This is a genomic window from Amycolatopsis sp. NPDC003676, from assembly GCF_053587275.1.
On the sequence record NZ_JBSFNS010000040.1, the window covers coordinates 30,295 to 43,469 of the forward strand.

The following is a 13,175-nucleotide window of genomic DNA, read 5'->3' on the forward strand; positions in this document are numbered from 1 at the left end:
CGTGGTGCGCCTGGGTGATCCCTGGGCTTTCGTGGTGCGCCTGGGTGATCCCTGGGCTTTCGTGGTGCGCCTGGGTGATCCCTGGGCTTTCGTGGTGCGCCTGGGTGATCCCTGGGCTTTCGTGGCGCGCCTGGGTGATCCCTGGATTTTCTTGGCGGGCCGGGTTGATCCCTGGATTTTCGTGGCGCGCCGGGGCGATCTCCCGGGTTTCTTGGCGCGGATTTCGGGCTCCGGCGCTCGCACGGCCCGAAACTGTCGGTGGTCGGGTGCACACTCTTGGTCATGTTGCTGAGACTTCTGCTGAACCTGCTCCTGCCGACCTTCTGCGCCGGCTGTGAAACCCGCGGCGCGGCCGTGTGCACCGGATGCTCCACGGCGTGGGGGTCCCCCACTGAGGTGTTTCGCGCGCCGCTGACGGCGCTGGCTCCGGCCTACGCCTTGGCTCGCTACGCGGGCGTCGCCAAGCGGACCTTGATCGCCTACAAAGAGCGCCGCCGCCGAGACGTCGCCCCGTTTCTGGGCCGAGTGCTGGCCGCTGGCCTGACGACGTTGCCGCCGGGCGGTTCTCGCGCCAGTCCGTGGTGCCTGGTTCCCGCCCCGAGCCGACGCACCGCTTCGCGGGTTCGCGGAGGCCCGCACGTCCTGCGGATCGCTTCGGAAGCCGCTCGGCTGACGGGTGGCTATGTCGCGCCTGCCCTGGCGTTGACGGGCGGGAGGGACGCGGTCGGCTTGAGCCGGGCGGAACGAGCGGCCAACCTGGAAGGACGGCTCCGCTTCGCCGCGGCCGCCCGTCCGCCGCCGGGCGCGCGGGTCGTGGTGGTGGACGACGTGATCACCACAGGAGCCACGTCCGCCGCATGCGTCACGGCGTTGAAAAACGCGGGCGTGCCAGTGGTGGCGGTGCTCGCCCTGCTGGCGACAGTCTGAAAGGGAGCCGGTTCCACTCTGAAAGGCAGCCTGTCTCCACGTCCGAAACCCGAACGCGTCCTGGCCCTGTCCGCCGAGAGCCCGCCGAGTGCCGAGCCCGGAGCCGTCCGAAACCCGAACGTGCCCTGGCCCAGTCCGCCGAGTGCTGGGGTCGGTGCCGTCCGAACGCCGAACGTGCCCTGGCCCTGTCCGTCGAGATTCCGCTGGGCGGCGAGTCCGGTGCCGTCCGGAACCCGAACGCGTGCTGGTCCCTGTCCGTCGAGATTCCGCTGGGCGGCGAGTCCGGTGCCGTCCGGAACCCGAACGCGTGCTGGTCCCTGTCCGTCGAGATTCCGCCGGGCGACGAGACCCGGTGCCGTCCGAAACCTGAACGCGCCCTGGCCCAGTCAGTCGAGAATCCGCCGAGTGCCGAGACCGGCGCCATCCGAAACCGAAATCCGGTTGCGCGGAAACCGGTCAGCCCGCGCCAGCCGCGGCCAAAACGGAACGATTCCAAAAACCACCCGCCCGAAAAACTTTCCCCGCTTTCTCGCCAAGGAGGCAACTCGCGCTCGAACGCCCACTACTGCCAGGTGTCACCTACACGAGTGATGTCAAGAGGGAACCTCCCACGGCCGTCGCCCGTTGTCCGGGCATGAGGATCAAGGCCGGAATCACTCCCGCAACGGGGCAGTTCGCCAAGGTGGCGGCTGTGCTGGGCGGGCCGGTCACCCTCGGCGTCCGAGGTGCCGTCAGGTTGAGCCGTCCGCGTGAAACTTGGGCACGCGCGCTCGGCCTTCCGGGCGGCGGTTTCGGGCTGCGCACGCATGATTCACTGCGCCCCGTGACGAGTTCCCGGATCGTGACATCCCCCGGCTCGGGGGCTGTTGCGGACGGCGTGATGAAGCTAACGTGCACCGCTATCAGCAAAACCCGCAGGCAGGGAGGTGTGCAGCCCATGTCCCTGGCGCCGGCGGCCCGCTGAGTCCGCGTTCGCGCTACCGCCACGAGACGTCGTGATCCGGTCGCGAATTCTTTATCAGCCCGCCGAACCCGTGTAGTAGCCGCTGTAGTACCGGTGCCGTGAGAACACAACAGCTCGCAGTTTCCTCAGCGAGGGAGGTCGTGTATGGACATCGTCGTTAAGGGCCGCAACGTGGAGGTGCCCGAGCATTACCGGGCGCTTGTCAGCGAAAAGCTGGCCCGCCTTGAGCGCTACGACAAGAAGGTCATCCGCTACGAAGTGGAACTCTTCCACGAACCCAACCGCAGGCAGGCCAAGAGCTGCCAGCGCGTCGAGATCACCGGGAAGGGCCGCGGTCCGGCTGTTCGCTCCGAAGCGAGCGCGGCCGACTTCTACGCAGCGCTCGACTCCGCCGTCACCAAGCTGGAAAACCGGCTCCGGCGGACACACGACCGCAGGCGCGTGCATTACGGACGCAGCCGTCCTGAATCCGTCGCCGAGGCGACGTCGATGGCCGGCGGATCCGATGCCGTCGCCGGGCCCGCCATGGGCACGGCCGTCCTGGACGCACCCGACGCGACCGAATCCATGGCGAACGGTTTCGCGGCGACGAGTGCGGGCGACATTCCCCGGCAGGGGCGCTGGGAAGACGAGGACCTGGGCCATCAGCCCGGCCGCGTCGTCCGCGAGAAGCAACACGACGCGGACCCCATGACGGTGGACCAGGCTCTCTACGAGATGGAGCTGGTCGGCCACGACTTCTACTTGTTCAACGACTCCGAGGCCGGCCGGCCGAGTGTCGTCTACCGGCGAAAGGGCTTCGACTACGGCGTGATCCGGCTGGGCTGACCCCACCTGGAACAACCTCGACGGCGGCCCGCACGCGAACGCGTGCGGGCCGTCCGCGTGCCCGGAGCGCGGCCCGGGGCACGACCTTCGTCGGGACCTGTGCAAACCTCTCGTGACCTTCTGCGATGACGTGCGTGCGCGGACCAGTCCGCGTTCCCTACGATGGGGGAGACGGCGGCGGCGCACACGGGCGCCAGCCGTGGCGAGTACTGCCCGGGAACGGCCTGGGCTCGATCATGATCAGCTAGTGAGGTCGACCGGATGGTGCTGAACCGCCTGCTCCGCGCGGGCGAGGGCAAGATGGTGAAGCGGCTGCGCAACATCGCCGATCACATCAACACCCTCGAAGACGACGTGAAGGACCTGTCGGACGCCGAACTGCGGGCCAAGACCGACGAGTTCCGCGAGCGGTACGGCAAGGGCGAATCCCTGGACGAGCTGCTGCCGGAGGCGTTCGCCGTCGCCAGGGAAGCGGCGCACCGGGTGCTCGGCCAGCGGCCGTACGACGTCCAGCTCATGGGCGGGGCCGCATTGCACCTCGGCCAGGTCGCCGAGATGAAGACCGGCGAGGGCAAGACGCTGACCTGTGTCCTCGCGGCGTATCTGAACGCCATCCCCGGTGACGGCGTGCACGTCGTCACCACCAACGACTACCTCGCCAAGCGCGACGCCGAGTGGATGGGCCGCATCCATCGCTTCCTCGGTCTCGAGGTCGGCGTCATCATCGCCGAGCAGGACCCGCAGGAACGGCGCAAGCACTACAACGCCGACGTCACCTACGGCACGAACAACGAGTTCGGCTTCGACTACCTGCGCGACAACATGACGTGGTCGCTCGACGAGTGCGTGCAGCGCGGGCACAACTTCGCGATCGTCGACGAGGTCGACTCGATCCTCATCGACGAGGCGCGCACCCCGCTGATCATCTCCGGCCCGGCGGACCAGTCGTCGCGGTGGTACGTCGAGTTCGCCCGGCTCGCGCCGCTGATGCAGGGCATCGACACCACCACCATGGGCACGCGCGAGCGGGTCGAAAAAGCCAACCTGATCAACTCGAAGTACCACTACGAGACCGATGTCCGGAAGCGCACCGTCGCGGTCACCGAGAAGGGCGTCCGGTTCGTCGAGGACCAGCTCGGCATCGAGAACCTCTACGAGGCGGCGAACACCCCGCTGGTCGGCTACTTGAACAACGCGCTCAAGGTCAAGGAGCTCTACCACAAGGACAAGGACTACATCGTCCGCGACGGCGAGGTCATGATCGTCGACGAGTTCACCGGGCGCATCCTCGTCGGCCGCCGGTACAACGAGGGCATGCACCAGGCGATCGAGGCCAAGGAAGGCGTCGAGATCAAGGCGGAGAACCAGACGCTCGCCACGATCACGCTGCAGAACTACTTCCGGCTCTACAAGAAGCTGTCCGGCATGACCGGTACCGCCGAGACCGAGGCGGCCGAGTTCCACCAGACCTACAAGCTCGGCGTGGTGCCGATCCCGACGAACCGGCCGATGGTCCGCGCGGACCGCGCCGACCTGATCTACAAGAACGAGCAGGCCAAGTTCGAGGCCGTCGCCGAGGACATCGCCGAGCGGCACGAAAAGGGCCAGCCGGTGCTGGTCGGCACCACGAGCGTCGAGAAGTCCGAGCACCTGTCGAAGCTGCTGCTCAAGCTGGGCGTGCCGCACGAGGTGCTGAACGCGAAGTACCACAACAAGGAAGCGCTGATCGTCGCGCGCGCCGGCCGCAAGGGCGCGGTCACCGTCGCCACGAACATGGCGGGCCGCGGTACCGACATCGTGCTCGGCGGCAACCCGGACATCATGGCCGACGAGGTGCTGCGCGAGCGCGGCCTCGACCCGGTCGAGCACTCCGAGGAGTACGAGGCCGCGTGGCCGAAGGTGCTCGAGGAGATCAAGGAAGAGGCGCGGGTCGAAGCCGACCACGTCCGCGAGGCGGGCGGGCTCTACGTGCTCGGCACCGAGCGGCACGAGTCGCGGCGCATCGACAACCAGCTGCGCGGTCGTTCCGGACGACAGGGCGACCCCGGCGAATCGCGCTTCTACCTGTCGCTGGGCGACGACTTGATGCGCCGGTTCAACGCGGTGCTGGTCGAACGCATCATGACCACGATGCGGCTGCCGGACGACGTGCCGATCGAGCACAAGATGGTCTCCAAGGCGATCAAGAGCGCTCAGACCCAGGTCGAGCAGCTCAACATGGAGACCCGCAAGAACGTCCTCAAGTACGACGAGGTCATGAACGAGCAGCGCAAGGTGATCTACGCCGAGCGGCTGCGCGTGCTCGGCGGCGAGGACCTGCGCGAGCAGATCGAGCACATGATCATCGACGTGGTGAAGGCGTACGCCGCGGGCGCGACGTCCCAGGGCTACGCCGAGGACTGGGACCACGAGCAGCTGTGGACCGCGTTGAAGACGCTGTACCCGGTGAGCCTCGACTGGGACGACCTGGTCGAGGACGGCGACCTCGACGCTGAAGGCCTCACTCAGGCACTGGTCGACGACGCGCTCGCCGCGTACGCCAAGCGCGAGGCCGAGATCGACGAACTGGTCGGCGAGGAAGGCTCGATGCGCCGCCTCGAGCGCCAGGTCATGCTCACCGTCCTGGACCGCAAGTGGCGCGAGCACCTCTACGAGATGGACTATCTCAAGGAGGGCATCGGGATGCGGGCGCTCGCGCAGCGCGACCCGCTGATCGAGTACCAGCGCGAGGGCTTCGACATGTTCCGCGCGATGCTCGACTCGCTGAAGGAGGAGGCCGTCGGCTTCCTGTTCAACCTCCAGGTCGAGCGCGCCGAGCCGGAAACCGCGCAGCAGCCGGAACCGTCGGCGCTCCCGGGCGGCGTCACGTCCGCGACCGCCGCCGCGGCGGGTTCCTTCGGCAACCAGGCCGAGGACGAGGGCAAGCACGCCCGCCCGGCCCCGCCCCAGCCGCCGGCCACCGACTCCGATTCGGTCCCGTCCGCCTTGCGCGGCAAGGGACTCGGCGGCGGTGTCCAATCAGGACTGACGATGTCCGGCCCCTCCGAGGGCGGCGGCGTCGAGTCCCATTCGGACAGCGCGAACGACGCGGAAGCGGGCGGCGCGGGCGGCGGCACCCGGCGGGAACGCCGGGCCGCCGAGCGGGCGCAGTCCAAGAAGGGCAAGAAGGGACCGCGTCGCTGACGCGTCCCTGACCCGTCCACTGTGGACGGTATGACCGCAGAACGGCAGCACGAGATCGCTCGTGCTGCCGTTCTGTCGTCTTGGTCCACAGTGGACTTGTGATCGCCGGTCAAGCGGGTTGGGCGGCAGTGACCCGCTGGAATGCCCGAGACCCTCGTGGTTTTCGCGAACACAGGACAGTTGTCCCGCCGATCAGGACACGCGTCCCACTCAGGCGACTGACGGCCGCCCGGCCGGTGCCCCCTCGCTCCGCGGCGCGAGCACATGAAACCGCGTGCACACCCATCCCGTCCGCGTGCGCTCGAACCGCGCCGCCAATGCCAGCACGCGAGGTCCGGAATGAATGATCGTGCTGGTCTCCAACGCGGTCTCGGTCGGACGGCAAACGCGCAGGTCTCCGGCGACGTGGTGGCGGATGCCCGGCATCAGCGCCTGGCTGCTGAGCCGGGAAAACAGTGCCTCGTTCACGAGCGGACGGATCTGCCCGGCCGCCCGCCGCCCGGCGAGGACTTCGAGAATGGCGTTCAGCCGCTGGCCGAGCCGCCGCCCGGTAGGCGGATCGGTCAGCCGCAGCAACCGATGCCCAGCTGGTGGCAAATCGTACGGAGACGGCCACGCGGTGCGGCGATGCGTTCGTCGGCCCTTGGTCTCCGGAACAGCGGACAGCGGCCGGAGACTGTGGTTCGTCATTGAAGTTCCCTCCCGAAACATGGACGTCCACCCGCGTATGAGTGCGCCCGGCCACCGCGCGATGGGACGGAGAGTGCCTGATCCGGCGAAAAGGGCAGAACGACGCAGACGGGATCTGCCTGATGCGCTTAGGCCTCGCGCGGCCGAAAGGGCGGATAGGCTGGCGAAGTGCTGAAGGGCTTGCTAGTCGACTACGCCGGAGTGCTTACCGACCCGGACGCCGCGCTTCTTTACGAATACCTCCGCGACGCCCGCGCGAACGGCACCCGCACCGCGCTCGTCTCGAACGCGCCGGGAGCCGCGCCGGGGGTGAAAACCGAGCTGGCGCAATACTTTGACGCGCTCGTCTTCTCCGGCGAGGTCGGCGTGGCCAAGCCAGGCCGGGAGATTTACCTTGTCGCGGCCGAGCGGATCGGGCTGGCGGCACCCAGGTGCGTTTTCGTGGACGACGCCGAGCGGAATGTGCGCGGGGCCGTCGCCGCGGGCATGGTGGGCGTGCACCATCGGACGATCGCCGACACCCTCGACGAACTCGCGACGTTGTTCAGCTGACCCCGCGCTGGAGGGTTCGAACGACAGCACGGCGGCTGCGGCGGAGACGTTCAGTTGACCCCGGGCCGCACGGGTTAGGAGGACTGCGCGGCGGTTGGGGCGGTGAGGTTCAGTTGATCCCGCGCCGCACGAGTTCGAACGACAGCACGGCGGCAGCCGCGGAGACGTTCAGTGACTCGACGTCGCCGGGCATCGGGATCGACACCCACTCCGTCACCAGTTCCGCGACCGCCTCGCCGACACCTTCGGTTTCACCGCCCAGCACGAACGCCGAGCGTTGCGGCAGCTCCACGTCGAACACTGACGTCTCCGCCGAGGCGCCCAGTGCGAACAGGCTGTAACCGGCCTCCACCAGCATTTCCGCCGCTTCGCGGGCCGAGCCGCAGCGCAGCACCGGTGCCCGGAAGGCAACGCCCGCCGAGGATTTCACCACCATCGGGTCCAGTGCGGCGACGCCTCGGCGCGGCACGATCACGCCGGATAACCCAGCGGCCGTCGCGGTGCGCAGGATCATTCCGACGTTGGCCGGCGTGGTGATGCCGTCCAAGAGCAACAGCCGCGCGGGCGGGCGGCGGTCGTCGAGGGCCGCGGCGAGGGCGCGCATGCGCGGCGCGACGACGTCGGCCAGTACGCCCTGGTCCTGTTTTCCGTTGCCGGCCAGCACTTTCACTCGGTGCGCGCTCGCTCGCTGCACCTGCACCCCAGCGGCCTTCGCGGCGCGCTGGATCTCCGCGGCGGCGGGGCCGCGCGCGGTGTCTGCGAGGATCACCTTGTCCACGCGCAGGTCCGGATCGCCCAGCGCCTCCAGCACGGGCTTGCGCCCGTAAACGGTCAGGAAGCGGTCTTTCGGCGAACCAGCCAGCTCATCACCCACACCGGCCAGTCTCGCATTGTGTAAGGATCGGCTCATGCCCGACCGCCTGTCCGCGCTGGACGCCTCGTTCCTGTACGTCGAGGACCAGACGACGCCGATGCACGTCGGGGGCGTGGCGATCTTCGAACGGCCGTCGTCCGGATTCACCTACGAGCAGGTGCTCGACCTCGTCGGCGCGCGGCTGGCGTTCCTGCCCCGCTACCGCCAGCGCGTGCTCTCCGTGCCGGGGCACCTCGCGCGCCCGGTGTGGGTGGACGACGTCGACTTCGACCTGAACTACCACGTCCGCCGCTCCGCGCTGCCCCAGCCGGGCACCGACGACCAGCTGTTCGACCTGGTCGCGCGGCTGATGTCGCGCAGGCTCGCGCCGGAACGCCCGTTGTGGGAGGCCTATTTCGTCGAGGGGTTGGCCGGCGACAGGGTCGCGATGGTGACGAAAACGCACCAGTCCGTTGTGGACGGTGTCGGCACGATCGACCTTGGCCAGTTGATCCTCGACGAGACCCCCGAACCGCCCGAGCCGTTCGAGGACATGTGGACGCCGCGGCGCGAGCCGAGCCGCACGCAACTGGTCCTCGACGCGATGAGCGAGACCGTGCAGCGCCCCGGCGAGCTGATCGAAAACGTGCGCTCGATCGCGGGCGACGCGGTGACCACGGTGAGCAAAGCCGTGGAGACGCTCGGTGGCGTCGCGGCGACGATCACGCGGCCCGCTCCGCCTGGGCCATTGAACGTCCGGGTGTCCGGCGGCCGCGTGTTCTCGGTCGTGCGCACGCGGCTGGAGGATTTCCGCAAGATCCGCGCGAACCACGGCGGCACGGTCAACGACGTCGTCCTGGCCGCGATCACCGGTGCGCTGCGCGAATGGCTGCTCTCCCGCGGGGAAAACCTCACGCCGACCGAGACCGTGCGTGCGCTCGTGCCGATGGCGGTCACTGACGCCGAAACCGCCGAGTTCGCCACGCCCGCGCTGGTCGGCAACCAGGTCGCGGCGTACCTGATCGACCTGCCGGTCGGCGAGCCGAGCGCGGTGCTGCGGCTGCAGCACATCGGCCACGCGATGGCCGAACACCTGAATTCGGGAAGATCGGTGGCCGCGCGCGGGTTGCTGAAGGTGAGCGGGTTCGCGCCGGCGACGCTGCATTCGCTCGGCGCCAGGGCCGGCGGATCGCTGTCCGGGCGGATTTTCAACCTGATGATCACGAATTCGCCGGGGCCGCAGGTGCCGATGTACGCGGGAGAGGCGAGACTGGTGGAGATGTTCCCGGTGATGCCGCTGATGCGCACGCAGGCGCTGGCGATCGGGGTCACCTCCTACCACGGCGGTGTCTACTTCGGACTCAACGGCGACCGCAAGGCCGCGTTCGACGTCGGGCTGCTCGGCGGGATGATCGAAGAAGCGCTTGAAGAGCTGAAGGGTGCGCACTGGTGAGGGTTTATCTGCCCGCGACGATCGCGATGCTGCGAGACCTGGAGGCCAACGGCGAATTCCGCGCTCGCAGCGGCACCGGTTTCGCGCTGACGCCCGCCCTGCGCGAGGCGTACGCGAGCGGTTCCGACGAGGAACTGGAATACGCGGCTTTGCTGGACGCGGCCCGGGCTTCGCTGCGCCTGATCGCCGCTGAGGAAAAGGGCGAACCGCGGCGGGCGGTCGTCTCGGTGGACGTCGAAGACGCGACGCTGCGCCCGGACCTGGACGCCGCTGTCGTGCGTCTCGCGGGTCCGGTGCCGAAGGCGCAGATCGCGGCGATCCACGTGGACTCGGCCGAGGCGGAGGAAGCGGTGACCGCCGCCGCGGCGGTGATCGACGCGGCCGATCTCGGCGACGAGGACGCCGAATTCACCCTCGGCGACGCCGAAGACCACGAGCTGGCCTGGTACGCGCTGCAGGAACTGCCCTTCCTGCTCGAACTGCTCTAGCCGTCCTTCACGGCACTTCAGCTGACGCCGACCTAGCCGCCGGTCAGGACGCCGATGTCAGCCGGGGCGGGGGCGGCGATCGTGACCGGCGAGTTCCAGTCCGTGTAGCGCGCTTTGACCGTGGCGACGCCGGTCTGGCCGGTGGCCTGCATGACCGGCGTCAGGTCCAGGACCAGCTGCATCGGCCGGTGCTGTGTGTCCAGCCAGAGGTCGAACGGGACCGTCTTGGCGCGGTCGCCGAGGCGGGCCAGCGCTTCGGCGGGGAGGCCGCCGGGCAGTTCGGAGCCGAGTTTCGCCAGGTCGACGGTCAGGTGATAGTGCTCGGCCGAGGCTCCGTCGAGGGTGGTTTCCTCGCTGGAGGCCACTGTCCCGGCCGTGCGGACCTGCGCCAGGGTGCGCGCCGGGTCGTTCTGCTCGGCCAGCTGCGCCAAGCTGCCGCCCAACACCTGCGAAAGCGGATCAGCGCCGTCCGGCGACACCTTCACCCACGCTTTGTGGTCGCTGACCTGGTCCCGCGCGCTTTCCGGGACCTTCGCGTACAGCGTCTTGTCGACCAGGCGCAGTTCGAGCGGTTCGCCGACGTAGTCCGTCGTCATCGCCAGAGCCGTTCCGGCGCGGTCGAATCTCGCCTGGCCCTTCCCGTGAGACACGAGGGTGCCGGTGGTGACGTCAGCGGTGAACTTCGCGGTGTGGCCGGCCAGGGTCGCGGCGGAGGCGGCGTCCGCGAGCGTGCGGGCGTCGGTGAAGCGCTGCGGCTCCGGAGTGCTGGAACATCCCGCCGAGGCGATCGCCAGCAGCGCGGCGACACCCGCGACGGCCGTCCTGCGCATCCGAAAAACCCTCTCTGACCGGCCGTTAAGTGCCTCAAGCCAAGCACAGCGCGCGGGGCCGACCCGTTCGGGGGAACGCGTGCTACCGGCAGTAGCGCACAAAAAACGGGCCCCGAGCCGGAGTGGCTCGGGGCCCGCGAAAAGCGGAGGGGATCAGCGCCCCATCTTCTTCATGATCTCGCCGAAGTCGGTGACCTGGTCGGCGGCCGGCGCGGCCACGTCGACCGGCTGGCCCCAGTCGGTGTACTTGACGGTGACCTTGCCGCCGCCCGCGGAGCTCGGGGCGCCGAGCTGCTTCATCATCTCGGACTGGTCCATCGTGACCTGCAGCGGAAGCTGGTCCTTGTCGATCCAGATCTCGGCCGGGATCTTGATGTTCTTGCCCGCGAGCATCTTCTTCATCTGCTCCTGGACCTCGGCGGGCTGGCCCTTCGCGTAGGTCTCGATGGACTTGCTGACGTCCAGCACCACCTTGTAGTGGTTGACCTTCTCGCCGTTCAGCTCGACCTGGTCGGCCCCGGTGATCTGGCCGGTCTTGGAGACCTGGTCGAGGATCTGCGTCGGGTCGCTCTGCTGGGTCGACTGCGCCATCGCCTTGCTGAACGACTGCGACATCGGGTCCTTGGCGTCCGGCGAGATCTTCAGCCACGGCTTGTCGGTGCCGAACTGCTTGGACTGCTCGGCCGGGACCTTCATGTACAGGGTCTTGTCGACGTAGCGCATCTCGGTGGCGCCCTGCGGGGTGTTCATCGTCATCGACATGGCGGAGTTCTCGCCGTCGAAGCGCATCGCGCCTTCGGCCTTGATGGACTGGCCGCCCATGGACATGTCCATCGACATCTTCGCCGACTTGGCCTTCTCAGTGCCCTGCTTGGCCGCGTCGGCCAGCTTCAGCGCGTCGCTGAACGGCGACGCCAGGCCGGACCCGCCGTCCTTGGACTGCCCGGCCGGGGCCGCGGTGCCGTTCTCGGCGCTCGAGCCGCAGCCCGTCAGCACCAGCGCCAGCGCCGCACCGGCGGCGACGGCGAACGTCGTGGTCTTGCGCATGGTTCTCCCCCTAGGAAGGAATCGGTCTTTCACCTGCGTTGTCGCCGGTCGGCTTTGAGGGCCGCGTCCTTGCGGTCCGGCGCGCGGGCCACTGCCGGGGTGACTCCGCGAGGTTGCTTCTGTGACGCCGTCCGGCGGGAAAAGGTTCCCTCCGGACGGAGGAATTTTCCCCCGGTTCGTCCCCTGCCGGGCATCCACCCGCATATCGGTGACGGCCGCGCGAGGTTACCGTCTCCAGGTCACGATTCGGTGCGGAGGTCCCCGCCGCCGCCCGCTCGCGACACCAGCAGCCTGCGCAGCGACGCCAGCCGGTCCGCCCCCGCGCTGCCGTCGGCGACCACGGCGTCCAGCGCGCAGTCCGGGTCCTCGGGCGGGCCCAGGTGGCCGCAGTTCGGCGGGCATTCCTCGGCGGCCTCGGCGAACTCCTCGAAGGCGTCGACGATGTCGTCCGCGGTCACGTGCGCGAGCCCGAACGAACGGACGCCGGGGGTGTCGACCACCCAGCCTCCGCCGGCCAGCGGCAACGCGACCGCGGCCACCGAGGTGTGCCGCCCCTTGCCGACCGAGCTGACGTCGCCGGTCGCCAGTTCGGCGGCGGGCACGAGCCGGTTGACCAATGTCGACTTGCCGACTCCGGAGTGCCCGACGAGGGCGGTGATCCGGCCGCCGAGGCGTTCGCGCAGGCCTTCGGGTTCCTCGTCGTGCCGGGTGACGATGGCCGGGACGTCCAGGCCCGCGTAGCCGGCGAGCAGCGAATCCGGGCTGGCGAGGTCGGCTTTCGTCAGGCACAGCACGGGTTCCAGGCCGCCCGCGTAGCACGCGACGAGGCAGCGGTCGATGAATCCGGGCCGGGGGAGGGGATCGGCCAGCGACGTGACGATCAGCAGTTGTGCGGCGTTCGCGACGACCACGCGCTCGTACGGGTCGGTGTCGTCGGCGGTGCGGCGCAAGACGCTGGAGCGCTCGTCGACGCGGACGATCCGGGCGAGCGTGTCCGGGCGTCCGGAGACGTCGCCGACCAGCGCGACCATATCCCCGACGACCACCGAAACGCGGCCCATCTCCCGGGCCCGCATGGCCATCACGACGCGGTCCGGATCGGCGTCGACCGCGCACGTCCAGCGGCCGCGGTCCTTGCCGATCACCATCGCGGTGACCGCGTCGGCGTGCTCGGGCCTGCGCTTGCTGCGTGGCCTGGTGCCCTTGCCGGGACGCACCCGCACGTCGGATTCGTCCAGCCGCCTCCAGTCGCCTCGCCCCAAGCCGCCCACGTCCTCCCGGTCGCCCTTTGCCTGGTCGAATGATCCCATGCCGGTCGCGCCGGGCCCGGTTTGCGTGCGACGATGGCGCCCGAGGGACC

The 13,175-nt window shown here is 69.1% G+C and carries 10 protein-coding genes and 1 pseudogene; 6 read left to right on the top strand and 5 right to left on the bottom strand.

Annotated elements, in window-relative coordinates:
• The first annotated feature begins 282 nt into the window (after window positions 1-282).
• From ACWDNU_RS23325 to secA, 3 genes and pseudogenes are all read left to right on the top strand, one after another.
• Window positions 283-927: a ComF family protein gene (locus ACWDNU_RS23325; protein WP_449670450.1), complete on the top strand. Its 645-nt coding sequence runs from the start codon at window positions 283-285 to the stop codon at window positions 925-927.
• 1,108 nt (window positions 928-2,035) lie between these two features.
• On the top strand, window positions 2,036-2,719 hold the full coding sequence (gene hpf / locus ACWDNU_RS23330) for a ribosome hibernation-promoting factor, HPF/YfiA family (protein WP_370934312.1): 684 nt from the start codon (window positions 2,036-2,038) through the stop codon (window positions 2,717-2,719).
• Window positions 2,720-2,980: 261 nt separating this feature from the next.
• A pseudogene (gene secA / locus ACWDNU_RS23335) lies at window positions 2,981-5,549 on the top strand (preprotein translocase subunit SecA); the annotation flags it as partial.
• Between the two features lie 563 nt (window positions 5,550-6,112).
• On the opposite strand, the gene ACWDNU_RS23340 reads toward secA, so the two are convergent.
• Window positions 6,113-6,592, bottom strand: a complete 480-nt coding sequence (locus ACWDNU_RS23340; protein ID WP_449670451.1) for an Rv3235 family protein — start codon at window positions 6,590-6,592, stop codon at window positions 6,113-6,115.
• Window positions 6,593-6,760: 168 nt separating this feature from the next.
• Between ACWDNU_RS23340 and ACWDNU_RS23345 the strand changes: the two genes are divergently transcribed.
• Complete coding sequence (locus ACWDNU_RS23345) at window positions 6,761-7,144, top strand: HAD-IA family hydrolase (RefSeq protein ID WP_449670452.1); 384 nt, start codon at window positions 6,761-6,763, stop codon at window positions 7,142-7,144.
• Between the two features lie 109 nt (window positions 7,145-7,253).
• Here ACWDNU_RS23345 and ACWDNU_RS23350 read toward each other — a convergent pair whose 3' ends face one another.
• Entirely contained in the window at window positions 7,254-8,018 is a 765-nt protein-coding gene (locus tag ACWDNU_RS23350; RefSeq protein WP_449670453.1) for a TrmH family RNA methyltransferase, read from the bottom strand.
• 34 nt (window positions 8,019-8,052) lie between these two features.
• Here ACWDNU_RS23350 and ACWDNU_RS23355 point away from each other — a divergent pair, with 34 nt between their 5' ends.
• Window positions 8,053-9,450 carry a WS/DGAT/MGAT family O-acyltransferase gene (locus ACWDNU_RS23355; RefSeq protein WP_449670454.1) on the top strand — a complete coding sequence of 466 codons (1,398 nt, stop codon included), beginning with the start codon at window positions 8,053-8,055 and terminating at the stop codon, window positions 9,448-9,450.
• Window positions 9,447-9,938: a DUF6912 family protein gene (locus ACWDNU_RS23360; protein WP_370934318.1), complete on the top strand. Its 492-nt coding sequence runs from the start codon at window positions 9,447-9,449 to the stop codon at window positions 9,936-9,938. The genes ACWDNU_RS23355 and ACWDNU_RS23360 overlap by 4 nt, the downstream gene beginning before the upstream one ends.
• 32 nt (window positions 9,939-9,970) lie before the next feature.
• Here the strand turns inward: ACWDNU_RS23360 and ACWDNU_RS23365 are convergent, their stop codons facing one another.
• The 3 genes from ACWDNU_RS23365 to rsgA form a co-directional block, all read right to left on the bottom strand.
• The gene (locus ACWDNU_RS23365) at window positions 9,971-10,768 is read right to left on the bottom strand and encodes a hypothetical protein (protein ID WP_449670455.1); all 798 of its coding nucleotides are present in this window, start codon (window positions 10,766-10,768) and stop codon (window positions 9,971-9,973) included.
• A 153-nt stretch (window positions 10,769-10,921) separates the two neighbouring features.
• A complete protein-coding gene (locus tag ACWDNU_RS23370) occupies window positions 10,922-11,815 on the bottom strand; it encodes a LolA-like protein (protein WP_370934320.1) in 894 nt (297 codons plus the stop codon).
• 239 nt (window positions 11,816-12,054) lie between these two features.
• Window positions 12,055-13,125, bottom strand: coding sequence for a ribosome small subunit-dependent GTPase A (rsgA, locus tag ACWDNU_RS23375; RefSeq protein ID WP_370934321.1), 1,071 nt, complete (start codon window positions 13,123-13,125; stop codon window positions 12,055-12,057).
• Between the last annotated feature and the right edge of the window lie 50 nt (window positions 13,126-13,175).

Coding starts and splice junctions, on each gene's coding strand:
- ACWDNU_RS23325 (WP_449670450.1), top strand. CDS start 283: ATGTTGCTGAGACTTCTGCTGAACCTGCTCCTGCCGACCTTCTGCGCC.
- hpf (WP_370934312.1), top strand. CDS start 2,036: ATGGACATCGTCGTTAAGGGCCGCAACGTGGAGGTGCCCGAGCATTAC.
- ACWDNU_RS23340 (WP_449670451.1), bottom strand. CDS start 6,592: ATGACGAACCACAGTCTCCGGCCGCTGTCCGCTGTTCCGGAGACCAAG.
- ACWDNU_RS23355 (WP_449670454.1), top strand. CDS start 8,053: ATGCCCGACCGCCTGTCCGCGCTGGACGCCTCGTTCCTGTACGTCGAG.
- ACWDNU_RS23365 (WP_449670455.1), bottom strand. CDS start 10,768: ATGCGCAGGACGGCCGTCGCGGGTGTCGCCGCGCTGCTGGCGATCGCC.
- ACWDNU_RS23370 (WP_370934320.1), bottom strand. CDS start 11,815: ATGCGCAAGACCACGACGTTCGCCGTCGCCGCCGGTGCGGCGCTGGCG.
- rsgA (WP_370934321.1), bottom strand. CDS start 13,125: ATGGGATCATTCGACCAGGCAAAGGGCGACCGGGAGGACGTGGGCGGC.